Annotated in this window: 24 protein-coding genes and 1 pseudogene; 18 read left to right on the forward strand and 7 right to left on the reverse strand. The window is 57.1% G+C overall.

All coding sequences use genetic code 11. The annotated features are described in order from the left end of the window. Positions 1-6 precede the first annotated feature (6 nt). Positions 7-1,572 carry a serine hydrolase domain-containing protein gene (locus ACK6D9_RS06175; RefSeq protein ID WP_412051023.1) on the reverse strand — a complete coding sequence of 522 codons (1,566 nt, stop codon included), beginning with the start codon at positions 1,570-1,572 and terminating at the stop codon, positions 7-9. 216 nt (positions 1,573-1,788) lie between these two features. Between ACK6D9_RS06175 and ACK6D9_RS06180 the strand changes: the two genes are divergently transcribed. The 7 genes and pseudogenes from ACK6D9_RS06180 to ACK6D9_RS06210 all read left to right on the forward strand — a co-directional run. Then, positions 1,789-3,351, forward strand: coding sequence for an ABC transporter substrate-binding protein (locus tag ACK6D9_RS06180; protein ID WP_412051024.1), 1,563 nt, complete (start codon positions 1,789-1,791; stop codon positions 3,349-3,351). 101 nt (positions 3,352-3,452) lie between these two features. Continuing rightward, on the forward strand, positions 3,453-4,454 hold the full coding sequence (locus ACK6D9_RS06185; RefSeq protein WP_412051025.1) for an ABC transporter permease: 1,002 nt from the start codon (positions 3,453-3,455) through the stop codon (positions 4,452-4,454). Beyond that, positions 4,444-5,403, forward strand: a complete 960-nt coding sequence (locus ACK6D9_RS06190; protein WP_412051026.1) for an ABC transporter permease — start codon at positions 4,444-4,446, stop codon at positions 5,401-5,403. The genes ACK6D9_RS06185 and ACK6D9_RS06190 overlap by 11 nt, the downstream gene beginning before the upstream one ends. Beyond that, a complete protein-coding gene (locus ACK6D9_RS06195; protein WP_412051027.1) occupies positions 5,400-6,374 on the forward strand; it encodes an ABC transporter ATP-binding protein in 975 nt (324 codons plus the stop codon). Before ACK6D9_RS06190 ends, ACK6D9_RS06195 begins: the two co-directional genes overlap by 4 nt. Position 6,375: 1 nt before the next feature. Next, positions 6,376-7,392, forward strand: a complete 1,017-nt coding sequence (locus tag ACK6D9_RS06200) for an ABC transporter ATP-binding protein (protein WP_412051028.1) — start codon at positions 6,376-6,378, stop codon at positions 7,390-7,392. A 46-nt stretch (positions 7,393-7,438) separates the two neighbouring features. Continuing rightward, on the forward strand, positions 7,439-8,053 hold the full coding sequence (locus tag ACK6D9_RS06205) for a cupin domain-containing protein (RefSeq protein WP_412051029.1): 615 nt from the start codon (positions 7,439-7,441) through the stop codon (positions 8,051-8,053). 182 nt (positions 8,054-8,235) lie between these two features. Further along, positions 8,236-8,480: pseudogene (locus ACK6D9_RS06210) on the forward strand (transposase); the annotation flags it as partial. A 343-nt stretch (positions 8,481-8,823) separates the two neighbouring features. On the opposite strand, the gene ACK6D9_RS06215 reads toward ACK6D9_RS06210, so the two are convergent. The 3 genes from ACK6D9_RS06215 to ACK6D9_RS06225 form a co-directional block, all read right to left on the reverse strand. Continuing rightward, entirely contained in the window at positions 8,824-9,618 is a 795-nt protein-coding gene (locus ACK6D9_RS06215) for an IS5 family transposase (protein ID WP_412051747.1), read from the reverse strand. A 516-nt stretch (positions 9,619-10,134) separates the two neighbouring features. Then, a complete protein-coding gene (locus tag ACK6D9_RS06220; protein ID WP_412051030.1) occupies positions 10,135-10,686 on the reverse strand; it encodes a MarR family winged helix-turn-helix transcriptional regulator in 552 nt (183 codons plus the stop codon). A gap of 38 nt (positions 10,687-10,724) precedes the next feature. Continuing rightward, positions 10,725-11,135 carry a hypothetical protein gene (locus ACK6D9_RS06225; protein WP_412051891.1) on the reverse strand — a complete coding sequence of 137 codons (411 nt, stop codon included), beginning with the start codon at positions 11,133-11,135 and terminating at the stop codon, positions 10,725-10,727. Here ACK6D9_RS06225 and ectA point away from each other — a divergent pair. The 5 genes from ectA (at position 11,073) to ACK6D9_RS06250 (ending at position 16,367) form a co-directional block, all read left to right on the forward strand. Beyond that, complete coding sequence (gene ectA, locus ACK6D9_RS06230) at positions 11,073-11,519, forward strand: diaminobutyrate acetyltransferase (protein ID WP_412051748.1); 447 nt, start codon at positions 11,073-11,075, stop codon at positions 11,517-11,519. The genes ACK6D9_RS06225 and ectA overlap by 63 nt on opposite strands. A 40-nt stretch (positions 11,520-11,559) precedes the next feature. Further along, positions 11,560-12,852: a diaminobutyrate--2-oxoglutarate transaminase gene (gene ectB, locus ACK6D9_RS06235; RefSeq protein ID WP_412051031.1), complete on the forward strand. Its 1,293-nt coding sequence runs from the start codon at positions 11,560-11,562 to the stop codon at positions 12,850-12,852. A 9-nt stretch (positions 12,853-12,861) separates the two neighbouring features. Continuing rightward, positions 12,862-13,254: an ectoine synthase gene (locus ACK6D9_RS06240; RefSeq protein ID WP_267655170.1), complete on the forward strand. Its 393-nt coding sequence runs from the start codon at positions 12,862-12,864 to the stop codon at positions 13,252-13,254. A gap of 76 nt (positions 13,255-13,330) precedes the next feature. Further along, positions 13,331-14,794, forward strand: a complete 1,464-nt coding sequence (locus ACK6D9_RS06245; RefSeq protein WP_412051032.1) for an aspartate kinase — start codon at positions 13,331-13,333, stop codon at positions 14,792-14,794. Between the two features lie 229 nt (positions 14,795-15,023). Beyond that, positions 15,024-16,367 carry a chloride channel protein gene (locus ACK6D9_RS06250; RefSeq protein WP_412051033.1) on the forward strand — a complete coding sequence of 448 codons (1,344 nt, stop codon included), beginning with the start codon at positions 15,024-15,026 and terminating at the stop codon, positions 16,365-16,367. Between the two features lie 63 nt (positions 16,368-16,430). Here ACK6D9_RS06250 and ACK6D9_RS06255 read toward each other — a convergent pair whose 3' ends face one another. Both ACK6D9_RS06255 and ACK6D9_RS06260 read right to left on the reverse strand, forming a co-directional pair. After that, positions 16,431-16,814, reverse strand: coding sequence for a RidA family protein (locus tag ACK6D9_RS06255; RefSeq protein ID WP_322988624.1), 384 nt, complete (start codon positions 16,812-16,814; stop codon positions 16,431-16,433). 30 nt (positions 16,815-16,844) lie between these two features. Beyond that, a complete protein-coding gene (locus ACK6D9_RS06260; RefSeq protein ID WP_412051034.1) occupies positions 16,845-17,711 on the reverse strand; it encodes a branched-chain amino acid aminotransferase in 867 nt (288 codons plus the stop codon). A 292-nt stretch (positions 17,712-18,003) separates the two neighbouring features. Between ACK6D9_RS06260 and ACK6D9_RS06265 the strand changes: the two genes are divergently transcribed. From ACK6D9_RS06265 to ACK6D9_RS06280, 4 genes are all read left to right on the forward strand, one after another. Further along, a complete protein-coding gene (locus tag ACK6D9_RS06265) occupies positions 18,004-18,657 on the forward strand; it encodes a haloacid dehalogenase type II (RefSeq protein WP_322988626.1) in 654 nt (217 codons plus the stop codon). Between the two features lie 139 nt (positions 18,658-18,796). Continuing rightward, entirely contained in the window at positions 18,797-19,618 is an 822-nt protein-coding gene (gene otsB / locus ACK6D9_RS06270; protein ID WP_412051035.1) for a trehalose-phosphatase, read from the forward strand. Between the two features lie 2 nt (positions 19,619-19,620). Further along, a complete protein-coding gene (locus ACK6D9_RS06275; protein WP_412051036.1) occupies positions 19,621-21,030 on the forward strand; it encodes an alpha,alpha-trehalose-phosphate synthase (UDP-forming) in 1,410 nt (469 codons plus the stop codon). A 315-nt stretch (positions 21,031-21,345) separates the two neighbouring features. Beyond that, a complete protein-coding gene (locus ACK6D9_RS06280) occupies positions 21,346-22,083 on the forward strand; it encodes a L,D-transpeptidase (protein ID WP_412051749.1) in 738 nt (245 codons plus the stop codon). A 178-nt stretch (positions 22,084-22,261) separates the two neighbouring features. Here the strand turns inward: ACK6D9_RS06280 and ACK6D9_RS06285 are convergent, their stop codons facing one another. Further along, a complete protein-coding gene (locus ACK6D9_RS06285; RefSeq protein WP_412051750.1) occupies positions 22,262-23,851 on the reverse strand; it encodes a helicase HerA-like C-terminal domain-containing protein in 1,590 nt (529 codons plus the stop codon). A 303-nt stretch (positions 23,852-24,154) separates the two neighbouring features. Here ACK6D9_RS06285 and rfbF point away from each other — a divergent pair, with 303 nt between their 5' ends. Next, positions 24,155-24,925 (forward strand): glucose-1-phosphate cytidylyltransferase, encoded by a 771-nt coding sequence (rfbF, locus tag ACK6D9_RS06290; RefSeq protein WP_322988630.1) that lies wholly within the window; start codon positions 24,155-24,157, stop codon positions 24,923-24,925. Then, positions 24,910-26,010 carry a CDP-glucose 4,6-dehydratase gene (gene rfbG, locus ACK6D9_RS06295; protein WP_412051037.1) on the forward strand — a complete coding sequence of 367 codons (1,101 nt, stop codon included), beginning with the start codon at positions 24,910-24,912 and terminating at the stop codon, positions 26,008-26,010. Before rfbF ends, rfbG begins: the two co-directional genes overlap by 16 nt. Positions 26,011-26,037 lie beyond the last annotated feature (27 nt).

Below are 26,037 nucleotides of genomic sequence, written 5' to 3' on the forward strand. Positions count from 1 at the left end.
GCTTTATTAATTGCTTCTCGATAGCCGAAGTGATTTGGTTCGACCGCTCGTCAGTTCAATGGTGTCAAAGCGGCCCTCGCCGATAAAACGGATCGCGATCTGGTAAGGGAGCCAGTAGCCTTGCCTCGAGCATCCCGTGAACAAGGTTTCCTCCAGCCGCACAAGGCTGTAGGCGGATCGCCCGGCAGGGCCGTTTATGGACAGCCGCAAATTATCAGCTTCGCGAGAGATGCGATAAATCGCCTCAAGGTCCGCGGAATGAAATTCCCCTACGAAGCGGTCCAGATCGGCATATCCACCTAGATAGCGCGGGAGCCTTGAAAGAGCATGCTCCTCTCCTCCTTCCATAAGGCGCAGGCCATCGTCTTTGACGACCAGTTCGCGGTCAGTTGCTGAGTATTTTATCCGCATGAGGGTGTCGTCCTGCCCTTCGAGGGGGAACTCCATCGCGTGCATGCGAACTATCGCCCTGCCGTCTTTGAACGCCAGTTCAAGCAATTCGTCCCGGTCTCGATCGATGTAGAGACCGGTTCGGCTATACAAATCGCGGGGAAGTTGTCGCTCCGACAGATCGCTGTCCATCACCGCCGTTGCCGCCAACGATGCGAGTCCGACGACGTCGGTGTCCGACGAGTTGGCCAGCACGATGACCGATACGTCCTTTTCAGGGAACCTCAGCAGCTTGGAGGCAAACCCAGGCAGAAGCCCGCCGTGACCCGAGACACGCAGGCCACGCCAAGTGGTCGAGAATGTGCCCAGGCCGTAGCTGCCCGAATGTCCATTATTGTAGCGCGCCGCCTCAGAAAGCTTCGTTTCTAGTGGGCACCCGAGAACCCGCAGCTTAGGAAGGGCGCGTTCCCAAATCACGAGATCGTTGACGCTGGAAACCAGACCGGCGTCCCCGTTGAAAGAAAGGCCATAGCTGGCTTTGCGGATTGCGTCGCCGTCAGCTTGGTATCCTGTCGCCAATTCGGGCAGGACGGCACTTCCACTGCGGCATAGCTCTGTCGATGCCATTCCAATCGGTTCGAATATCCGCGTACGCAGGATCGTCTCAAGCGGTTGCGAGGTCGCTTTCTCGGCCAGATAGGACGCAAGGCGAAAACCCGTATTCGAATAAACGAATTGCGAGCCTGGCATGAAATTGAGGTTCTGCTGGCGCCGCAGCAAGGCTTCGATTGCATCATCGGAAATCGGTGTTTCGATATCTTGACCGCGCAGGACGAGAAGGTCGAAAATGTCTCGCAATCCGCTGGTGTTTTCCAGCAGATGGCGGAGACTGATCTCTTCGCGATACTGATGGAGCGCGGGGATATCATTCCGTAGGTCCTTGTCCAGATCAAGAACGCCCTCGTCCACCAGTTGAAGCAGCGCATAAGCGAGGAACTGCTTTGTCAGGGAGGCTATACGGAAGCGCGTTCTCAGCGAGTTGGGCACAGCAAGCTCGATCGACGCCATGCCGACCGCACGCGAATAGCTGACTGCTCCGTCCTTTACAGCGGCAACCGCGACCCCATGAGTGCTGCCCTGACCAAGCGTATCGAGAACGGAATCCAGTTCGCTTTCATTCATCTGGAAAAACTTTCCTGATTTTCAATTTCGTACTTCGTATCAGCCACGTAAAGATCCCCTGAAGCAAGTACCGTGACAAATTTGTCTAAAAAATTGCCAAAAATGATTGATTTGAGGAATTTATATCGAACGGTGCGGGATTGACTGTATTCTGAGTTTGACTAGGGTGCAAGTTCCAGAGGCCGGAGGATGCCGCTGGCAGCAAGGGAGGTTTCCATGACGATCGAGACAACAGAAATTGAAATCACCGGTTTGTCCGGAGAGAGATTTGAAGAGTTGACGCGCACCTATGCTCGCCAACATGCCGTCACTCGGCGCTCCGTACTGGGAGGAGCGTTGTCATTGGGTGCCCTCGCAATGGCGCCGGGATTCTTGAAGTCCGCACAGGCCCAGAGCAGTACCGGCACATTGCGAATTGCACGGTCACTCGAGTCGACGACGCTCGATCCGCAGAAAACGTTCAATCTCGTCGATCACGAGATTTTGTGGCAGGTCATGGACACCTTGATTTATCTCGATGAGAACGGTGAGGTTTATCCAGGCTTGGCTCTAAGCTGGGAATTCTCCAACGAGAACAAGACCGTTACATTCAAGCTTCGCCCCAATGTAAGATTTCACGACGGCTCGCCATTCAACGCCGAGGCTGTCGCTAAGACAGTCGCCCGTCACCGGGCGCCAGAAACAGCAAGCCCCAACGCATTCCTGCTAGGACCTTTGGATAAGGTTGAGGCGATAGACGATCTGACCGTTGCTTATCACTACACGTCGCCATTCGTTCCGCTCTGGGTTGGTCTTGGCTATAGTTATTGTGCGCCTATGAGCCCCACAGCAATCGAGTCGCTGGGTGATAAAATCGGCCGCCAGCCTGTCGGCACCGGTCCGTTCAAACTGGAATCTTGGGAGCCTGACACCGGCATCAGGCTGGCACGAAACGATGAGCATGACTGGGCTACTCCTTGGTACCAAAACGCCGGCAAGGCGCATCTCGATGTAGCGACCTATGTCGTGATCCCTGAGGATTCGACCAGAATTGCTGCTCTTCAGGGCGGCGAGGTCGACCTGCTGGCCGGTGATAATGCCGTTCCCTTTGATCGGGCACGCGAGATCGAGGCGGACTCAAGTCTTCGGATCAGTCGGCAGCAGGCGCCAAGTGTTTTCGGCATTATTTTCAATCAGTCGAAGCCTCCTTTCGACAAACTTGAAGCCCGTCAGGCGGTCAATCTGGCCATAGATAAGGAAAAGATCGTCATTCTGGTGCTCGACGGCAACGGCAAGCCTGCCGCAAGCCCATTGACGTCAGTGTTCCCGCAGTACAATCCGGCGACTGAAACCAAGTATCCATTCGATCAGGAAAAGGCGAAGGAGTTGCTTGCTTCGGTCGGCCTTGGCGACGGGTTTGAGTTCGAGCTTATTATCTTTGACGCACCGATTTTCAAGCGCGTCGCGGAAGTCGTCCAGGCCGATCTGGCCGCGATCGGTGTCACGATGACAATTCAGGTGCTTCCTGTCGGGGATGCTCTGGCGCTGGCTGGCAAGGGCGAAAGCACGGCTGTCGCCCTGTATTACACGTTTGGCGATCCCGACATTCTGGTTGCGCTTTTTGCTGAGGGGGGGGGCTCAACTTCTGCTTTGCTCCGGAAAACGCGGAGTTACAGGGCAAGCTGGACAGTCAGAGGCTGGCCTTTGACGCTGCGAAACGCAAAGATCTTGTTTTCGGAATTCAGGACATTCTGGTTGATCAGGCGTTCTGGGTTCCGCTTTACGAGCCGAGCTATCTGATCGCTTCGCGCCAGGAGGTGACCGGGATCAGCATTGACACACTTGGTTTCGTGCACCTGCAGGACCTCAACGTCTAAGGCGCGCTGGCATCGAGGACTGATATGTATCTCATTCCCTTTTTCCTCCGGCGCCTGACACATGCGGCTGCGATCTTGTTTTGTGTCGTCGTTACCGTTGTCGTGGCGATCAGGATGATTCCCGGTGACCCGGTGGAGATCATGACGGCTGGTACGCCGGGAATTACGGAGCATCAACGACAGGAGCTTCGCAACCAACTCGGTTTGGACGGCTCTCTGATGACGCAGGTTGTCACCTCAGTCCAACGGTTCGCAGCAGGGAATATGGGTGAGTCAATACGCTTCCGCCGCTCCGCGGCGGAAGTCGTCGTTGAGCGCGTTTTAGCTACGGTGGAATTGACCTTCGCAGCCATGTTTCTGGCGCTGATGATATCGTTGCCGTTGGGAATTTTGGCGGCGCTATTCCGTGGGCGCTTGATGGATCGCGTTGCTTCTGTTGTCAGTATTTTAGGCGTTTCCATCCCGAGCTTCGTGTTGGGGGTGGTGCTGATGATATTCTTTTCCCTACATTTGAACTGGTTCCCCGTGGCAGGACGGGGAGGGCAGGGCCTTATTTTCGGGTTGATCGACCTAGTCTCCGGAAGGGGCGTACGGCCTCTTCTCAGCGCTTTGCGTCACTTAGCGCTGCCCGCATTTGCTCTAGCATTCTCGGTCGTCGCCTGGAACACGCGGCTGATCCGCTCGTCCATGATCGAGGTCCTCAAGGCCGACTATGTCCGATTTGCGCGCGCAAAGGGCCTTCCAGAATTCACGGTAGTGGTTCGACACGCCTTTCGGACGGCCTTGATTCCGACGATTACCATCGTTGGCCTGCAGATGGGATACCTGCTCAGTGGCGCTTTCATCGTCGAGAACGTGTTCGCGTGGCCGGGTATCGGGCGCCTTGCAGTTCAGGCCATATCATGGCGCGACTATCCGCTTATACAAGCGATCGTGGCCGTCACTGCCGTCATGTTTCTGCTGATCAATATCGCAGTGGAAATGCTCTATCAGATAGTTGATCCGCGGATTCGCCATGCCAGATGATCCTTGTCCTTTGCCTGGAGTACCGGCCGAGGCCCCGGCGGCAAAGGCCGTCAACGGCGCGACTCTGGCTCCTGCCGCGTCAAAATTGCGCAGGGTTGCCATCCAGTTGCGCAGAAAGAATGGAATGACCGGCCTGATTATTGTGCTTGTCGCGGTGATCGCCGCCTTGTTCGGCGACTTCCTCATGCCACACGATCCGGTGGCCCAAATAGTTCAGAATCGCTTTCTACCGCCGGTTTTCGATGGTGGAACATGGCACCATGTTCTTGGCTCCGACAATCTAGGTCGGGATATATTGAGTCGTACCATTGCAGGCGCACGGGTATCGGTGGGGGTCAGCCTGATCGTTGTCGCTTGCGCTGTTGTGGTGGGAACGTTTCTCGGTCTGGTGGCGGGATATTTTGGCGGTTTTCTTGACAGTCTGATCATGAGGATCACCGACTTCGAGCTATCCCTTCCTTTCATTCTAATAGCTTTGATATTCCTTGCCGTGCTGGGTCCCGGCGCGTTGACCGCGATACTGGCTTTGGCCGCCACCTTGTGGATCAACTATGCCCGGTTGGTCCGGGCCGAGGTGATGAAGTTGCGGACGCTCGAATATGTAACCGCGGCGCGCTCCATAGGCGTCGGTCCGTTCACTATTATTCGGCGGCATCTCATACCGGCGATCCTGCCTTCAGTGATCGTGATGGCCACGCTCGATCTTTCGTGGGCGATGATCTTCGAAGCATCCTTGAGTTTTCTCGGGCTTGGCGTGCAGCCTCCTCAAACATCATGGGGCGTAATGATCAGTGAGGGGCGGGGCTTCCTGACCCAAAATATGTGGATCGTTCTTGCGCCAAGCTTGGGGATCATTTTCACTGCCATGGGCATAAACTTACTCGGCGACTTTCTGCAGGATGCGCTCGACAGTGAATCGGGCTCGAATTCGGAGGGTGCAGAGTTATGATGATACCTCCGATCTTGTCGGTTAGCGATCTGACCATTAGCTTCGACAAGAAGCGTCTTCGCGATGCAGTCCAGGGCGTGTCCTTTTCCGTGAAGCCGGGTGAAGCGTTGGGGCTTGCCGGCGAAAGCGGCTGCGGCAAGTCGATAACCGGGTTGTCAATCATGGGTCTCGCTCCCAAGTCGGGAAAAGTGACCGGCAAGATCGAGTTCGATAGCGAGAACCTTCTCGACTTCTCGCCGAAAAGGATGCGAAAAATTCGGGGGGCAGGCATTGCGATGATCTTTCAGGATCCGAGCAATACACTGAATCCAGTCATGACCATCGGCGCGCAGCTTGCCGAGCAGCTGCGTTGGCATCGGCCCGAATTGACAAAAGCCCAAGTGCGCGAAATTTGTGAGCAGGCTTTGGAAAGTGTTGGGATTTCGAGCCCGAGAGAACGCCTGTCCAACTATCCACATGAAATTAGCGGCGGCATGCGTCAGCGCGTGGCAATCGCTTCTGCGATTCTATTGTCGCCGAAACTTATAATTGCCGATGAGCCGACGACTGCGCTTGACGTCACCATCCAGGCGCAAATTCTGGAACTGATCAGAGATCTGAAGTCTACACTGCAAACGGCAATCATACTCATCAGCCACGACATCGGGGTCATCGCTCAAATCTGCGAGAATATGGCAGTGATGTATGCTGGCACGATCGTTGAGAGCGGGGTGACCTCGAAGATATTGGCCGCCCCCCTTCACCCCTATACCAAAGGACTGCTCAACGCTGTTCCGTCTGTTCGTTCACCGAACCGTTTGCTGGAAAGCATATCGGGTACTGTGCCACCTCCATCACAGCAGTTCTCTGGCTGCATTTTCCATGACCGTTGCCAATTCGCCATGCCAGAGTGTTCACAGATCAACCCGAAACTTTTGCAGATAGATGGCGAACGCTCGGTGGCCTGTCATTTGGTTACGGGAGCCTACTGAAATGGGAAGTGAATCCAAATCGACGAGCTATGTCCGCAAAGATCAGCAACCACTTCTCAAAGTAACCGGATTGCAAAAGTATTTTTCGACGCCTGCGAAAGGCCTTGGAGGGATGTTCGGCAGATCCCTCCCGCTGCGTGCCGTCGACGACGTAACCTTTGAGGTCATGCCTGGCGAGGTATTCGGGCTTGTTGGAGAAAGTGGAAGCGGCAAGTCCACACTTGGGTCGATGGTTGCCCATCTCATAAAGCCTACGGCAGGAACGGTCGAACTCGATGGTAAACCTTGGTCGACTTTGTCCGATCGAGAATTGGGTGCGAAACGTCGCGGTGTCCAGGTCGTCTTCCAGAACCCCTACGGCTCGCTTGACCCGCGCTGGACTGTTGAGAAAATAGTCGGAGAGCCGATCGTTACCTATGAACGCATAGGGCGCCGTGCTCTGCGCGAACGCGTAGCAGAATTCCTTTTAGCTGTTGGGCTTAGCGTAGAGCATCTCGATAGACTTCCATCGCAATTCAGCGGAGGTCAGAGGCAACGGGTGGCCTTGGCCAGAGCGCTTGCAGGTAACCCACGCCTGCTGGTGGCAGACGAACCAGTGTCGGCTTTAGACGTGTCCGTTCAGGCCCAGGTCATAAATCTGATGCGCGACCTGCACGAACGACAGAGTATGGCCATGCTATTCATTTCCCATAATCTTGCTGTTGTGCATCATTTATGTGAACGCGTCGGTATCCTTTATCTGGGAAAACTGGTCGAGGTGGGACCCGTCGATGTGGTTTTTTCAAGCCCCCTCCACCCCTACACGCGCTCACTTCTGGACGCGATCCCTGAGCCGGACCCACACCCATCGCGTCTGATTCCGCTCAAGGGCGAGATACCCAGCCCCATCGCGCCTCCTTCTGGTTGTCATTTTCATCCCCGGTGCATACGGGCGACTGTCAAATGTGGGGAGGTGGCCCCCGTGATCACGGCAAAGGGTGGCGACCGACACGTTGCATGTCATTTCCCGACCGACTAGCAAAGGTCATTCAATCGAATCTAAGATGTGAGCAGGTAGGTCGACAATGAGCAATAGCAATGAGGAAATTTCATCTGGCTGCCACCATGGCAATCTGATGGAAGAAACCCGAATGGGAGAAAAGCTGAAAAGCGTCAGGCTGGAAAGAAACCTGACCCTCAAAGAGGTCGGTGCAATAGTGGGGTGCTCAGAAAGTCAACTTTCGAAAATAGAGAACAACCATACCTTGCCTTCGTTGCCTCTTCTCCACGCACTTGTAAGAGCGCTTCACACCAACATTTCGTGGTTGTTCGAAAGCGAGCAGCGTGGAAAAGTAATAATTGATAGAAAGGGACAAAGATCACTTATCCATCTCGATGAACTGCATCAAAGTACTGGTCTTTCTCTAGAGCGTGTTATTCCTTATAGTAAATATCACCACTTGCAGTGTAATATTCACCATCTTGAACCTCACGGTACCAGCAACGGAATGATCGCGCACGAGGGTGAGGAGGTTGGTTACATTATTGATGGAACGGTAGAACTTACCGTAGATGATCATATTTATATATTATCTCAAGGAGACACTTTTTTCTTTCCATCCAATATTCCACATGGGTATCAAAATCACGGAAATGATCCCGTGAGTATTTTTTGGGTAAATACACCACCTACTTTTTAGATTTACTTCGATACGTGATCAAATGGCGGACGCCTACCCTTGGGTCTATCGCTGTAACGAAGACCTTCAATAGGCCAGTCCCAATCCAAAGGTAATCCCGCAAATTGATCAGGATAATGACCTGAGCCTCGTTTCTTCATCCAATTTTGGGTAGAATTCGTCCCCTTATCGGAGACGGGCAAATGAGATTATCACGGTTCAGCGACGAACAGATCATCGGCATGATCAAGGAACAGGAATCTGGGAAGCCGACTTCGAAGGTGTGCCGCAAGCACGGGATCAGCGCGGCGTCATTTACAAATACAAAGCCAAGTTTGGCGGCATGGATGTTTCCGATGTTCGCAAGCTCAAGGCGCTCGAAGATGAGAATACCAAGCTCAAAAAGTTGCTGGCGGAGCAGATGCTGGACAACGCCATTTTGAGAGAGTGTCCGGTGCGACCGAGCACACCTATGAGCGGACTGTCCAGTCGCAACCGAAGATCAAGTGGCCTTCCACCTTGCGTCCGTATGGCAGCAAGTAGGGTGCGGACATGCCTGTCAGAAAACAGCTCACGCGGCTGAAACGCAGCACTTGCTACGTGAATTTCCGAGAGCGGCAACCTGTCAGGTGTGCAATCTTCAGGGAGCTTCTGCCCCCTCTCTTGTTGAAGTCGCTGAATGGCTTCTGATATGGTTTCTTGTGTAGTCTGCATTTCGATTGATATTCTGGATTCGTGTGCATCCCTATACGGTGTGCAATTGCACACTTAGAGTCGGTCCGGAAAGTTGTTCATTTTGAACAGAGCCTTCGCAGCATGAGGCGGATAGACGCGAGTTTGAGAAAGGCGAGCGCGTTGCGCGAAAGGTTCTCGAAGTCCTTTGCCAGCCTGCGGCATCGCCCAAGCCACGCGAAAGTCCGTTCGACCACCCAGCGTCTCGGCAGAACCTCAAAACCCTTGACGATGTCGGATCGCTTGATGATCTTGATCGCCAGCCCGGGCATGGCCTTCTTCTGACCCTTGGCGAAGACAGGTCCCTGATAGCCACCGTCCGCAAAGAGTTTCTTCAAAAACGGATAGCGCCCGAACAACGTCTTGATGACCAGCAGGCCGCCGTCGCGGTCCTGGATGTCGGCTGGATGAACCAGCGCATGCAGCAGCAGACCTACCGTGTCGACAAGGATATGCCGCTTCTTACCCTTGACCTTCTTCCCCCGCATCATACCCGCTCGGGTCGATACAAGCCCCCCTTTTTCCGCGCCTTTGACGCTCTGGCTGTCGATGACCGCCGCTGTCGGGCTAGCCTCGCGTCCCATCGCCTCGCGGCATTTCACATAAAGCTCCTGATGAATACTGCCGAGTGTGCCGTCCCAGTTCCAAAGGTCGAAATAGCTGAACAGGGTGCTCTTCGGCGGCAAGTCCTTCGGAACAGCCCGCCATTGGCAGCCGGTGCTGAGAACATAAAGCAGGCCGTTAAGAACCTCGCGCACATTGACCTCACGCCTGCGGCCACCCCGCTTGGCAGGAGGTATCAAAGGCTCGACCAGCGCCCATTCCGCATCCGTCAGATCGCTGGGATAGCGCAGACCATCCCGATTGTATTTCCCACGGTTCTAATGGTAGTTGTAATACGATCGTTTCGGGAGCCGGAGGATGTCAGTTTCCATCGTATAGAAGAGACCTAATCGCATTATGTTATCTTCTATTAGGGTGACAATAGGCGGTTATACTGTAGGGGCACTCCGGTTAAAGATCGAAGTCAACTGCCTCAGATGTCCGCTTAGAGCAAATTATGAGGTACACAAATTACTTCATTTGTGGTACACACACTGTTATCAGCGGCTAAGAGCCACGGCAGATAGGCTGTTGAAATATTTTGAAGTTTTGTCAGAATTGAGCCGGGTAGGTTTTTACCCTAGACTCCTGCAAGCGGCACCACTTTCCTGCACTCCTCGTCTCGGGGTGTCCGTCGTTTGGTTCCCAGTTTTAGGTCACAGAGTTGCGCGGTTTGACAGCTTTCGCGTGTCATCGGCACATTTGGGTGGCAGGGGGCTGAGGCTCGCTGACAGGCTGCCAAGGTGCCGCTTACGCAAGCCATTTCGTCAGCTCTTGTTCGAGTCTTCCGGTTCGCTAGCTTCCGGCATTTCTTCGAACCCGTGATCTGGTTCCGCCGGAAATGACAGCGCGGCCGAGAGCTCATGCACTTCGCCGCCAAGCGGTTGCTGGGTTGTTTCATCATCCAGCAGTGCGGCTATTCGCTCGAGACCAGCCAAAATCATAGCCTGTTCCCAATCCGGTATGTCGGCAAACGCCTCCAGGAATCGTTGATGGAGCGGGTCTGGCGCGGTCTCGAGTGCAGTGTGTCCGGCATCGGTAAGGGAGACCCAGTATTTTCGGCGGTCCGTTTCACTGCGCCGGCGCGTGAGATAATCAAACCGCACCAGTTTTTCGATCAGCGCGGTGGCGCTGGCCGGTGCGACGCCGGCTCGCTGAGCGATCGTTTTCGGTGTGACTTCGTGCAAGCTCTTGACCAGCCGCAGGACGAGCAGCTGGGCGGTCGTCAGCCCTGTCGAGCGGGCGAGTGCACGATCATTGCGTTCGGCAATGTCCAGTACGCCGCGTAAAGCCGCAAGGCAACTCAAAGCCCGGTCCATTCGGCCACTCACTTTAATAAACAATCTGACTACCCTGTTTAATCCTCAGCAGCGGGTCGCGCAATTGAAATTCCCGATGCCGAAATGAATTCTCCTTCTTTCCGCCATAAATAGTTTAAAAAACGAATTAGATTTTGCTGCGCTGCGAAGAAGGTGTTGTGTATAACTGAACAAAAACAGTTGTTTATGTGATGGTTGGGGGCGATGGCAGTTAAATATGATTTAGGGTTGTAAACCATCTCGTAATCCGTATGGTTCGGAAAACGAACAAAAACGAGGAATTTATGCGTCCCCATATCCTTAGAAACGAGGCCAGCAACCCGAACAGGAATGTTATTAAGTTCCGCACACCGGAACCCGAAGACGGGTCCCTGATCTGGCAGCTCATTCGCGAATGCGAGCCACTCGACCGCAATTCCATGTACTGCAATCTCCTGCAGTGCGACCACTTCGCAGATACCTGTGTGGTAGCTGAAAAGGATGGCGACATTGTTGGCTGGGTGTCGGGCTATATAGTTCCCTCCGACCCCGATACGCTGTTCGTCTGGCAGGTGGCGGTATCCGATCGCGCCCGCGGAATGGGTGTCGCCAAGAGGATGCTGAACGAACTGGTCTCGCGGAAATGCTGCGCCGGCGTTTCAACTCTGAAGACCACGATCACACGCGACAATGATGCCAGCTGGGCGCTGTTCAACGCTTTCGCCGACCAGAACAATGCGCCTCTCGCCCATGATGCCCATTACGTGCGCGACGATCACTTTGATGGTCGCCACGCCACCGAGCACATGGTGACGATCGCCCCTTTTGGCGAGCGCAAGTCAGCAGCAGCCTGACCCTCGGCGCATCCCTGTTATCCCAACACTAGAGGTTCCCATGACCATTGAAACAACGGTTGATACAGCCGTGTTCGAACGCCGCGAGTCCGAAGCGCGCAGCTATTGCCGCAGCTTCCCGGTGGTCTTCACGAGCGCTGAAAATGCAACATTAACTGACCAGAACGGACGCGAATATATCGATTTTCTCGCTGGTTGTTCGTCGCTCAACTACGGCCACAATGACCCCGACATGAAGGCTGCCCTGATCGATTACATCAGTGCCGACGGGGTTGCGCACGGGCTCGACATGTTCACCAGTGCCAAGGCCGATTTTCTCGAAACCTTCGAGAAGCTGATCCTCAAGCCGCGTGGCATGGACCACAAGGTGATGTTCACCGGCCCCACGGGCACCAATGCCGTTGAAGCTGCGATGAAGCTCGCGCGCAAGGTCACTGGTCGCAACTCCATCATCGCGTTCACAAACGGCTTTCACGGCATGACGCTCGGCGCGCTGAGCGCAACCGGCAACTCGGGCAAGCGCGATGGCGCGAGCACGCCTCTGACCGGAATTGCCCGCATGCCCTATGAAGGCGCCTTCGGTGCCGCAGCTGATACCCTGGCCCAGATCGAGATGATGCTGAGCAACCCCTCCAGCGGGCTCGATGCGCCAGCAGCCATCATTGTCGAGCCGGTGCAGGGCGAAGGTGGGCTGAATGCGGCTTCGAAGAAATGGATGCAGGGCATTGCCCGGCTCGCCAAAAAGCACGGCGCCCTGTTAATCATCGACGATATTCAAGCTGGCATCGGCCGCACCGGCAGGTTCTTCAGCACCGAGGAATTCGGCATCGACCCGGATATGATCACGCTTGCCAAGTCACTGTCGGGAATGGGGCTGCCTTTCGCCACGTTGCTGCTGAAGCCGGAACTCGATGTTTGGCAGCCCGCCGAGCACAACGGTACATTCCGTGGCAACAACCACGCTTTCGTGACGGCCACCGTGGCGCTGAAAAAATTCTGGGCCCATGACACTTTTGTCAAACAGCTTGGTGACAAGTCTGCCTTTCTGGAACGGCGTCTGGAACTGATGCGGGACAAGTTCCTGTCGGGTGCGGCGATCAAGGGTCGCGGCATGATGCGGGGTATCGACGTTGGCTCCGGCGAGCTTGCGGCGGAAATCTGCGCGGACTGCTTCGACAATGGTTTGATCATCGAGACATCGGGTGCCCATGACGAAGTCGTCAAGGTGTTGGCACCGCTGACCATCCCTATGGAGCAGTTCAGTGCGGGGCTCGATATTCTTGAATCAGCAATTGCTGAAAACACATCGTTTCTTCGCATCGCTGCCGAATAGGAGCCAACAATGATCATTCGCGATTTCAACGAACTGATAAATACTGACCGCACGGTAGCTGACGCCAAATGGAAATCGGTGCGGATGCTGCTTGCCGATGACGGCATGGGGTTCAGCTTCCACATCACGGTTATCGAAGCCGGATCGGAGCATACATTCCACTACAAGCACCATTTCGAGAGCGTTTATTGCATCTCGGGCAAGGGCGCGATCACGGATCTGGCGAACGGCGAGACCCACCAGATCAAGCCCGGCGTGATGTACGCCCTGGATGCTCACGACAAGCATACGCTGGTTGCCGAAGAACAGCTGGTGCTTGCCTGTTGCTTCAATCCGCCAGTGACCGGAACGGAAGTGCACAGGGAAGACGGGTCTTACGCGCCGGCCTCAACCGACGCCTGACCCCGAAATACCATCTCCCGTTTGAAAACAGCATAGAGGAGGTTGGCGTTGATGACGCCGGCCAAGGAATTTTGTCATGAGTACGCATACAGTTGAGAAAATCGGCGGCACATCAATGAGCCGGTCAGACGAGTTGGTCGACACGCTGTTTCTGGGTAACCGTGAAGGCGCCGATCTTTACGACCGTGTATTTGTCGTCTCTGCCTATGGCGGCATCACCGACCTGTTGCTGGAAGCCAAGAAAACCGGAACGCCCGGGGTCTATGGGCTGTTTGCGGCTTCCGACTCAAGCCTCGCCTGGAGCGAGGCGCTCGACAGTACTTTTGAAAAAATGTCGGAAATCCATAATCGCCTTCTCGAGCATCCGGCTGATCGCAGGACAGCGGACGGCTTCATACGCGAACGCATCGAGGGCGCGCGCAGATGTCTCATAGACCTGCAGCGGCTCTGCTCTTACGGGCACTTTCGGCTCAACGAACACATGATGACAATCCGCGAATTGCTCTCCGGGCTGGGCGAAACGCACTCGGCATTTACCACTGCGTTGATGCTGCAGCGGCGCGGTGTGAATGCCCGCTTTGTGGATCTCACCGGCTGGCGCGACGAAAGCGAGCCCGATCTCGGTGAACGCATCGAGCGTGAATTCAGCGATATCGACCTGAAGACCGAATTGCCCATCGTCACCGGCTACGCACAGTGCCGGGAAGGCTTGATGAAGCTTTATGATCGCGGATATTCCGAGGTGACTTTTGCCCGGATAGCTGCTGCGACCGCCGCACGCGAAGCGGTGATTCACAAGGAATTCCATCTGTCGAGCGCCGACCCGAAGATCGTCGGCGCAAAATCTGTTCGCAAGATCGGTCAGACCAATTTCGAAGTTGCCGACCAGCTGTCGAATCTGGGCATGGAAGCCATTCACCCGCGCGCAGCCAAGATTCTTAGGCAGTCCGATATCGCCTTGCGCGTTGCCAACGCCTTTGAACCATCCGATCCCGGAACACTGATTGACGCTGAACCGGGTGGCGATGCACGGGTGGAAATGGTCACAGGCCTTGATGTTCTCGGCCTTGAGGTTTTCGAGCAGGATATGGTGGGCGTCAAAGGCTATGACGCAACGATCCTGAAGGCTCTGACCCGTCATGCGGTGCGCATCGTTTCAAAGCACTCAAATGCCAACACCATCACCCACTACGTGGATGCTTCGTTGAAGGCCGCGCGCCGCGTCGAACACGAGATCGCCGAGGCCTATCCGTCTGCCCGCGTGCACACCCAGAGCGTTGCGCTTGTCAGCGCGGTGGGGCGCAACCTGAAAGGCGTACCGGTCTGTCTGGATGGGCTGAACGCTTTGGGCGAGGCGGGCATCACGCCGATTGCGCTGCATCAGGGTGGCCGATCGGTCGACGTGCAGTTCATTGTCGAGCGCAAACACAAGCAAGCCACGATCTGTGCCTTGCACAAGGCCTTGGTGGAAAGCAGCGCCGAAACAGGACATGCTGTCAGCATCGACACTCGGGAAAGCCTGATGAAAACTGCGGCTTGATGGAGGGGGCCTCTGGGCCAAGGCGTTTCGCTTCGGCAGAAATTGACGGTGGCCGGGTCGTCCCGCAGCAGGGGTGAGCGAGCAGGCCCAATCGCAGGACACCTACCGCCATCAGCCCGGGCGACAATAGTGCCCGGCTACACTACTAATTGAGGGAGGGGCAGTCCTTCACCGCCTATTGGCGCCATGCTAGAGGGGGATCTCCTTCCTTCGATCAGCCTCCCCCACCATGCGCCGCTTTGACTATTTCGAACTTGTTATCATGCTGGCCACAGTGGCCCAGTGGCTCGTGCTCGCCACTCTCACAGGGGCGGTCGTCGGCACAGGGACCAGCCTGTTCCTGCACGCATTGTTTTTTCTCACCGATCGCACGACCAGTGTCTCGCTCTGGATGCAGATGATGCTTCTGCCCATAGGCGGATTGTTGAACGGTCTGCTGCTGCATTACGGCTATCTAAACAATATCAGCGGCTTGAAAGATTCAATCTTTGCAGCTGTTCATACCCAAAATGGGCGGATGCCATTTCGGACTATCTTGATCAAGCCGGTCGCCGCCATCATCACCCTGGCAAGTGGCGGCTCGGCGGGCAAGGAAGGGCCATGCTCCCATATAGGGGCGTCGCTGGCAGCCGCAATCGGACAGCTTCTGCATCTCAATTCCGAACTTCGCCTGCGCCTTGTCGCCTGCGGCGTGAGCGCCGGTTTTGCCAGTGTTTTTGGCACGCCGATCGCCGGCGCCATCTATGGGGTCGAGGTACTCGCAGTCGGCCGCATCCGCCACGACTTTCTGTTTCCAGCCGTTGTCGCAGGCGTTGCGTCTTTTGAGATCACCAAATTTTGGGGCGTGCCTTTCGATTATTACGACATCGCAGTGCTTCCGAATTTTTCCGAACTGGTCTTCTTCAAGACCATGATGATCGGCATCATCGCCGGGGTCGTGGCGCTGATCTTTGCTGAATCCGTGCACCGCACGACCCGGCTTTTCACAGCTGTAAAGCTTCGTTTCAAGGTGTGGCCCCCTTTGATGCCTGCATTCGGGGGCGTGATTCTTGCTGTGTTGATTCTATTCATCCCGACCGGTTATCTGGGCTTGAGCCTGCCGATGGTCGAACGCGCGGTTTCGGGCGAAACAATGCCGTATCTGGGTTTCGTGTGGAAGACGCTGCTGGTGGCAATCACCCTGGGATCGGGTTTTTACGGCGGCATCGTCACGCCGCAATTCGTGATCGGGGCCATGGCTGGCAATGCCTTCGCGCCCCTGTTCGGGCTCGACCCCGGCCTGGGAGCGGCCGTCGGACTGGTTTCGGTCATTGCCGCCGCCTCAAACACACCGATTGCTGCGGTGCTGATGGGCATGGAGCTGTTTGGCGGCGCGGTCGATTCCATTTATGTGGCGGGCGCTGCAATCGCGGCCTATGTCATCATCGGCCATCGCAGCGTCTATCTTGAACAGCGCATGGCCTACACCAAGTCTTCATGGATCCGGATCCAGCCCGACTTGCCGGTGGGCGCCGAAAAAGCCCGCCTGTCGCACGGACTGCTGAGATGGTGGCAGCGCCATCGCCGAAAATAGGCATCCTCTCGCAATTGCTCGGGCTTCAGTTGGTCGGGCAAGGCACGAGCCGAACCGCGTTGCTTACTCAATCTGGGCAGTGACCTCGATCTCGACCAGCATCTCCGGACGGATTAGCTGGCAGACGATCATTGTGGCTGCGGGGTTGATGCCGCCCAGGAACTCGCGCAACACTGGCGCCACCGCATCGAAATGCTCGGGCTTGGTGACGTAATAGGTCACGCGCACGATGTCGCCGAGCCCGGCATCCAGCGCCGCCAGTGAGGCGGCAATGGTGGAAAAGCAATTGCGCGCCTGATCGGCCACGCCGGCGGGCATTTCCATGCTTGTATAATCATAGCCGGTGGTCCCTGAGACGTGCACGAACGGGCCCAGCCGAACGGCACGCGAATAGGCTGCCGCCTGTTCCATCGGCGATCCGGTCGAATGCGTGCGGCGAGGGCTCATTTCCGGTGACCCGCCACGATGTGCGGTGTCTCAGCCATGCGCCCAGTCCATGTAAAGTTGGCGGGCGTCGCGCGCCACCGGGCCGGCCTGCAATTCGCGGTCCTCGATGCGGATGATCGGCACCACCTTGGAGTGGTTGCCGGTCGAAAAGATCTCGTCGGCATCCTTGAAATCGGCGACTGAAAGCGTCTTCTCCACCACCTCGGTGCCGGCAGCGCGCAACAGTGCGATGGCGCGCGCGCGGGTGATGCCGGACAGGAAGCTGCCATTCGGCACCGGCGTGAACACGACGCCATCTTTGACCATGAAGATGTTCGAGGTGCCGGTCTCGGCCACATTGCCGAGCATGTCGAGCACCAGCGCATTGTCGAAGCCGCGTGATTTGGCTTCCATCACCGCCCGGCCGTTATTGGGATACAGGCACCCGGCCTTGGCGTTGGTCGGCGCGCATTCGTAGGACGGGCGGCGGAACGGCGACACGGTAACCGAAAATCCGCTTGAGGCGATCATCGGGCTTTCAAACAGGCACAGGCAGAAGCGGGTCGAGTCCGGATCGGCCGGCACCGACATGTACCCGCCGTGTTCAGCCCAGTACATTGGCTTGATGTAGACGGCGGTCTTGCCGTCAAATTTCTTCAGTCCCTCATGCGCGAGCGCTTCTATTTCGGTGTCCTGCATGGTTGCCCGCATGCCCAGCGCATCAGCCGAGCGGTTGACCCGCTGGCAATGCAGGTCGAGATCGGGGGCTACGCCATCAAACCAGCGGGCGCCGTCAAACACGGTCGATCCAAGCCACATGGCGTGGCTGACCGGGCCGATCAATGGCGGATTGCCCTCCAGCCACTCGCCATCAACATAGGTCCAGGTCTTGGTGCGTGCTTGGGTGTTGACGGCCATGTGTTCCTCCTGCCGGTGTCATCTGCAAGTTGATGACAATCGACCAGTGCCGCCGTTGTCGTCAAGTCATGCGCCGGCAGGAAACCTGCACTGCAGCCGCAATCGCACGATCCTTGCGTGCATCGGTTGTCAGTGGCAACAAACCATGCACGTATTTACCGCCATTCGGGCACCGCTCACGCTTGTTGGTTGCGTGCCGTGGTGGCCCAGTTTGCCCGTGGGCGAAAGGCCGCGCTTGACTGTTGCACTGCAACATGTGCATCGTGGCACCGTTGCATGAGGGATTTTCGAGATGTCATATGCCGCTTATGTCTTTGACGCCTATGGAACTTTGTTCGATGTTCACGCTGCGGTGCGCCGTCATGCGCAGGCGATCGGCCCCGATGGCCAACTGCTGTCGGAGATCTGGCGCGCCAAGCAACTGGAATATTCCTGGACGCGCAGCCTGATGGGACAATGGCGCGATTTCTGGGCGCTGACCGAGGAAGCGCTGGATCACGCCTTTGAGAGAGTGCCGAGCGCCGACAAGAGCCTGCGCCCGCAATTGCTCGACGCCTATTTCAAGCTCGATTGCTATCCCGAAGTGCCTACCGTGCTGAAGACACTGAAAGCCACCGGGGCGCGGGTTGCGATATTGTCCAACGGCTCAAGTGAGATGCTCGCTTCAGCGGTCAAGAACGCGGCGCTCGATAGCGTCATCGACGACGTGTTTTCCGTTGATGCGCTTCAGATCTTCAAGACCGATCCGTCGGTCTACGACTTGGTCACAACCGCCTACCGCCTTTATCCCGGTGCAGTCTCGTTCCAGTCATCCAATCGCTGGGACGTAGCCGGCGCCACCAAGTTCGGATTTCGCACCATCTGGATTAACCGTACCCAGATGCCGGACGAATATCTCGATCTGTCGCCGTCAATGATCCTGCCGGATCTCAATGCCGTTGTCTGACCTCCGGTTTCCTCGCAGGGAAGTTGGCCTGTGTCGCCAGGGCTTTGACAGCGGCAGCGACCGGGAATATTTTGGTGGTCGCGATGGAACGATCCGGCGGCGAATTCGTTTAAGAGGAGATCAACGAGAGCTTTCTGTCATGCAACAACAGTTGGACTATTACAGTCTGGTTGGGTTCAAGCCTGAGTCCACGTCGCCCGACGAGCTTGACCGGTTGAGCCTGGCACAACAGACCGCACTGCTTGTCGATTTTGACGGCACCTTGATTGACATAGCGCCGACGCCGGATTCGATCCGCGTCAGTTCTGCCGACAAGGCGCTGCTTGATCAATTGTACACGCGCCATGGTGGTGCCCTGGCTATTGTATCGGGCCGCAACCTGGATGAAATCGTTCATTATCTTGACACATTCAAGGGCACTATTTCCGGTGGCCACGGTGCTGAACTGCGCCGTAACGCCCGCACTTTGCCCGGCATCGACTGCAACCTTGATCGGCTTGAGCATATCAAGAACGCGGTCATGGAATTCGCCGTCATCGATCCGCGCATGATCGCCGAGGACAAGCGCTTCGGCATTGTGCTGCATTTCCGTACTCACCCCGAGATCGAAGGCAAAGTGCGAGACTTTGTCAGGTGCCTGATTGAGGATGACGAGGAGTTCGAGATGCAAACGGCCAAGATGGCAATCGAAATCAAGCCCAGGGATGTATCCAAGGCGCGGGCGATCGAGCGCATCATGCAGTTCGATGAATTCCACGGTCGCGATATTGTTTTTGCCGGTGATGATGCAACCGATGAGATCGCCTTTGCCTGGGTCAACGGACAGGGCGGCACGACCATCAAGGTCGGCGACGGCGTGACCGCCGCGCAGTATCGCACCGCTAGCCCCGCAAGTTTCAAGAAATGGCTGCGGACCCAATTTGACTCGGCCCAGCTCAAGCTTGCACGGCAGGAGAATTGACAGTGGGACGTTTGATTGTCGTATCCAACAGGGCCCCATCGATCGACGGTGCCAGCGACTCAGGCGGCCTGGTCGTCGCACTCAAGGATGCGCTGTCAAAAGACGGCGGGCTGTGGATCGGCGGTGCACCCGAGCAGCATGAGGATCCGTCGCCTGAACTCGTTCTCCATCACCGGCCAGACTTTGACGTTGCCCTGTTCGAACTCGAACCGGAACTCCATCATGATTATTATCTGGGCTATTCCAATTCGGTGCTGTGGCCGGCGTTTCACGGCCGGGTTGACCTGATTGTTGTCAAACCGCGCTATGCCGCGGCTTACCGACAGGTGGCCGAACGGCTGGCCAGGCAGATCGCCGAAACGGTACGAGATGATGACCTCATCTGGGTGCACGACTACCAGCTGATTCCGCTGGCGCATTACCTCAAGGCGCTCGGCGTAAAGTGCCGGATCGGCTTCTTCCTGCACATTCCATTGCCGGACCTGCAGACCTTCATGGCGATCCCCGACTGGCGGGAGATGACGAAGTGGCTGGCTGACTACGACCTGATTGGTTTCCAGACCCGGCGCGACCTCGCCAACATGATCACCATTTTCCGCCATGGCCTGCGTGGCGAGCTGCGCGCCAACGGCAATATCGGCGTCAACGGGCGTGAGGTGGCGCTCGGCTGCTTCCCGATCTCGATCGATGTGACTGGTTTCCGGCGTCTCGCCATCCAGCGCGCTGCCACCACCGAGCTGCCGCTTCTGCCCCGCCTGATCGGCGTTGACAGGCTGGATTACTCCAAGGGGCTGCCGCAGCGTCTTGCCGGCTACGAGACCTTCCTGGGCAAATACCCGCAGTTCCGCAGCAATGTGTCGTTATTGCAGATCGCGCCGCCAACCCGCGACAATGTCGATGCCTACAAGGACATCCGGTCCGAGCTCGAGCATCTTTCAGGCAAGATCAACGGCAATTTCGGCACCATCGACTGGACGCCGGTGCAATATATTCACCGCGCCATGCCACGCGACGAACTGGCGGCCTTGTTCCGGCAATCCCGCGTCGGTTTGGTAACGCCGCTTTTTGATGGCATGAACCTCGTCGCCAAGGAATATGTCGCCGCCCAGGATGAAACCGATCCCGGCGTGCTGATCCTTTCGCAATTTGCCGGTGCGGCGGAGGAAATGACGGCGGCGCTGATCATCAATCCGCACAACCCGGTAGGCATTGCCGAAGCCATCAAGAAAGCCCTGGAAATGTCGTTGGATGAACGCATCGAGCGTCAGAACACATTGTATGCACATCTTGAACGCAATGACATTGCCCGCTGGAGCGCTGCATTCCTCAAACGACTGATGGAGCCCGATGATATCGGTCCGGACAATGTGGCACGGTTTCCTGGCCAAGGCCTGTGGTCGAAGGCTGGATGAGCTGCCTTCCTGCCTAGTGCTTATTTCAAGCCAGCGCGGGCGGGAAAACGATGCGTACAGAACGGGCCAATCAGATGTAGTCAACATTTTTGCTTTCACACTGCCGCCATGATCACCTAAACGTATGTGCGTGGTCTGCCGCTGTGGCGAATTGGCCACAGCATGGGCTTTGGATGGTCACAATCGGAACTCAAATGTGGCTCCGCGTCTTTAACCGGGCCAGAGCGAATTCCGGCCTCGCCTGACGAGCCGCCGATACACCGAGCCTGAAGGACTTTCCGCGCCATGACCGGATCAAAAAGCAAGAACATGACAATGACCGGTATCTCCGGAATCCATGATGAATACTGCGCACCTTCCCGGCGGGGCTTCTTGGCGCTAGGCATTGGGGCCACAGCCGCTCTTGCCGGCTGCACATCAACGACAACCGAACGCTTTAATGCTGAAACCAAGCCTGCGTTCCGCACACCGGTCAACCGTGGCTCAGGCCTGGCACGGCGGTCTGATTATTACGATATCATGTATGGCCCCAGGCCCGATGAGCCGTTTCCACTGCCGGCGATTCCCTACTACGAGATCGATCCGGCCTTCCTGCGTCAGGAAGTGGCCGATCCTACCGGCGAACGACCGGGAACGATCGTCGTCAACACCTCAGAACGGATGCTTTATCTGGTGCGTGAAAACGGCCGCGCCATGCGCTACGGTGTCGGTATTGGCCGCGCAGGATTTTCCTGGTCCGGTCGCGCCGTGGTGCAATGGAAACAGAAATGGCCGAAATGGACTCCGCCGCAGGAAATGATCGAGCGGCAGCCCGATCTGGAGCCTTATTCAGCGGAAAACGGCGGCATGGCGCCGGGATTGAACAATCCGCTCGGGGCCCGCGCACTTTACATCTTCCAGAACGGCGAAGATACACTTTACCGGCTGCACGGCAGCCCTGAATACAAGTCGATCGGCAAGGCCGTTTCCTCAGGTTGCGTACGGCTGCTCAACCAGGACATCATCGATCTCTATGACCGCGTGCCCAACCGGACTCCGATTGTGGTGGTGTAGAATCGCGTTGCGAACCCGGCCCGCTTGAAGCTTTCCTATGATGCACTGTAGCCTGACAGATCGGACATGCGTCTGGCTGGCATAGTGGCGGGGCCCGCATGAAATATCTGTGAGGCGGTGGGTTTCTGCTACCCAGAGTCTTGATTGTCGCGGCCAGTGATGGCCGCGGCTGGGTCCGTCAAAAACCCTTTTTCAGAGATCCGAGGATGCCGCGCACAAGCGCGCGGCCAAGCGAGCTCGCGGCTGATCGCGCCATCGATTTGATCGCTGCCTCGGTCACGGTCTGGCGCTTATATCCGGGCCGCGACTTGCTTGTTTTGCGCCGCTTGGGCGAGGTGCGACCGCTTCTGCCGTCATCATCATCATCGCCATAGCCGGGCAAGGTCCAGCGGCGGCTCTCCGGTTGTTCCTTTTCGTCGTCTGCCTCCTCGCGGCGGCGTTCAGTCTCTTCCGCCATGGCGGCTTCCTCGGCCCTGCGTTGCAGCATCTCAAAGGCGCTGTCACGGTCGAGATCCTCGTCATACTGTCCGGCCACCGGGCTTACCGCCATTACCTTCGCCCGTTCAGGCTCGGAGATCGGGCCAAGCCGTGACGACGGCGGCCGGATCAATGTCCGTTCGACCATCGACGGCACGCCCTTGGCTGCGAGCGTTGAAACCAGCGCCTCGCCGACGCCCAATTGAGTGATCGCCTCGAAACAATCAAAGGCCGGGTTGGGACGGAACGTCTCGGCGGCTACCTTGACCGCCTTTTGCTCGCGCGGGGTATAGGCCCTGAGCGCATGCTGGACCCGGTTGCCCAACTGCGACAATACGGTTTCGGGCACATCAAGCGGGTTCTGGGTGACAAAGAATACGCCAATGCCTTTGGACCGGATCAGCCGCACAACCTGTTCGACCCGGTCGATCAGGACTTTTGGCGCTTCATCAAACAAGAGATGTGCTTCGTCGAAAAAGAACACCAGCCTTGGCTTGTCGGCATCGCCGACCTCGGGCAGTTCTTCGAACAGCTCCGACAAGAGCCACAGCAGGAAGGTGGCGTAAAGCCTGGGGTTCATCATCAGCTTGTCGGCGGCGAGCACCGAAATCGCCCCGCGACCGTCATTGGTGGTGCGCATGATGTCGGCGATCTTCAGGGCCGGCTCGCCGAAAAAGTGCTCCGCGCCCTGTTGCTCCAGCACCAATAGCCCGCGCTGGATTGTTGCCAGCGACTGCTTGCTGATGTTGCCGTACATCGCCGAGAGTTTCTCGGTCTCGCCCGCCATGTAGGATAAAAGCGAGCGCAAATCCTTCAAATCGAGCAATGGCAGGCCGTTCTCGTCGGCCAGCTTGAAGGCGATATTGAGCACGCCTTCCTGCGCGTCCGACATGTCCATCAGCCGCGCCAACAGCAGCGGCCCCATCTCTGAAATGGTGGTGCGGACGCGGTGTCCCTTGTCGCCGAAAAGATCCCAGAAGATGACTGGAAACTCCTGGTAAACATAGGGATCAAGCCCGATGGTCTTGGCGCGTTTTTCGAGGAAGTCCTTGGTTTCGCCGATTGCCGCGATGCCTGCCAGATCCCCTTTCACATCGGCGCAGAACACCGGCACACCGGCATTGGAGAAGCTCTCGGCCAGAATTTGCAGCGTCACGGTCTTGCCGGTGCCGGTGGCGCCGGTGATCAGGCCGTGGCGATTGGCGTATCTCAGATCGAGATATTCGCCCTTGTTGATGCTGTCATCGGGATTGCGGCTGGTGCCGAGATATAGCTTGCCATCTTCGAGCATGTGGTCCTCGTCTCGCGCCGGTGGTGGCGGCTTGCATTCGCATGCGGCGGGCGCAGGCATGGTCGCTCACTTATAGGCAAGCAGAGCTTTGCGAACAATGGCTGAAGCCGATTGTCGTTATCGCCTGAGCGGGTTTGCCAACAGCTTCGCGAAAGCTTGCCGGCCTAGCCTTGGCAAACTGATTGCTAGGGGATCTTCGGGCGGCATGGAGCATGGGGCAGACACCAGGCCTGAGAGCATGCGCGGGCAGACAAACCTGGCGGGCGTGCTCAGCCGTGTCGGTGTGGTCCCGGAGACACGAACATGAAGGTTGTCATTCTTGCGGGCGGACTTGGTTCGCGGCTGTCGGAGGAAACCCATCTCAGGCCGAAACCGATGGTGGAAATCGGCGGTCGGCCAATCCTGTGGCACATCATGAAGCTCTATCACGGCCACGGCGTGCGCGATTTCATCATTTGCTGCGGCTTTCGCGGATACGTGATCAAGGAATACTTCGCCAATTACGCGCTGCACATGTCGGACCTGACCTTCAACATGTCCGATAACACCATTCACTTTCATCGTCAGAACGCTGAAGACTGGCGTGTCACGCTGGTCGATACCGGCGAATCGACATTGACTGGCGGGCGTCTCAAGCGGGTGGCGCCCTATCTCGAGGGCGAAGAGAGTTTCTGCTTCACTTACGGTGACGGCCTGGCCGATGTCGACATTTCCGCCTCCATCGCTTTTCACAAATCGCATGGCCGCATGGCCACCGTTACTGCGGTTCGTCCGCCTGCGCGGTTCGGTGCGCTCAAGCTGGACGGCGACAAGGTGCAGGGATTCATCGAAAAGCCGGAAGGTGAGGGTGGCTTCATCAATGGCGGATTCTTCGTGCTCTCCAACCCGGTGTTGGAGCGAATCGAGGGCGACCGCACCAGCTTCGAGGCGGAACCGCTCGCCGATCTCGCCGGCGCGGGAGAACTGAGGGCATTTTTCCATCGTGGCTTCTGGCAGCCGATGGACACTTTGCGCGACAAGAACATGCTTGAAGCATTGTGGACCGAGGGGAATGCGCCTTGGAAAAACTGGTGACCGAGGCGACACCCGACCCGGAATTCTGGCGTGGCCGCAAAGTGTTGCTGACCGGCCATACTGGTTTCAAAGGGGCGTGGCTGCTGTTCTGGCTGGAATCCATGGGGGCCGATGTCAGTGGATGTTCGCTGCCCCCCGAGACTCCGACCTGGCTCTTCAACCATCTTTTCAAAACCGGCCGGCTTGCCGGTGAAATTGCCGATATCCGCGATCCGGAGCAGCTTGGTAGGTTGGTCGGACGGGCCAAACCGCAGATTGTTTTTCACCTTGCCGCCCAGTCCCTGGTTCGCCGCGGTTATGCTGATCCGCACGGTACTTTCGCAACCAATGTCGGCGGTACCAACAATCTTTTGAACGCACTGGCTGAGATCGGAACTGCCGACGCTGTCATCGTTGCGACCACCGACAAGATCTACCGCAATGCAGGCGACGGCCGGGCGTTTGTCGAGACCGACCCGCTTGGCGGCGAGGACCCTTATTCGGCGAGTAAGGCTGCCTGCGAACTGGTGGTAGACGGATGGCGCACGAGGTTCAAGGCGATGGGGTGCGGCCTTGCCACAACGCGCGCCGGCAATGTGATTGGCGGGGGTGATTGGGCAGAGGACAGGTTGTTCCCCGATGCCATGAGGGCATGGTCTGCAGGGAGTATGCTCAAGGTACGGCAGCCATGGGCGACACGCCCCTGGCAACATGTGCTGGAGCCGTTGCGCGGTTACCTGGTGCTGGCCGAAAAACTGGCGTCAGGCACGGTTGTCGCACCCGCCTATAATTTCGGCCCTGCGACCGCCAGCGCCACGGTTGGCGCGGTGCTCGGGCTTGCCGGATCCGAATATGGTGAAGCTTCTACCGAATATGCAACCGCGCCAGACGGCCCTCCCGAGGCGCAAACGCTGGCGCTCGATCCCGCACGCGCCCGGGCCGATCTTTCGGTCTCAGCACAATGGGGGCTTGAGGAGACCGTGGCGCGAACCGCGCGCTGGTATCGCGGTTTTGATACCGGGCGCCCGGCGCGCGAGCTTTGCCAAGCCGATTGCAGCGCCTATCTTGAAGCACTCGGGCAGGCGTTCCTGGAGCCAGTGTCGTGAGCACTGCGCCGTTCACCATGACAGAAC

The organism is Hoeflea sp. Naph1, from assembly GCF_046837775.1.
Classification (GTDB): domain Bacteria; phylum Pseudomonadota; class Alphaproteobacteria; order Rhizobiales; family Rhizobiaceae; genus Hoeflea.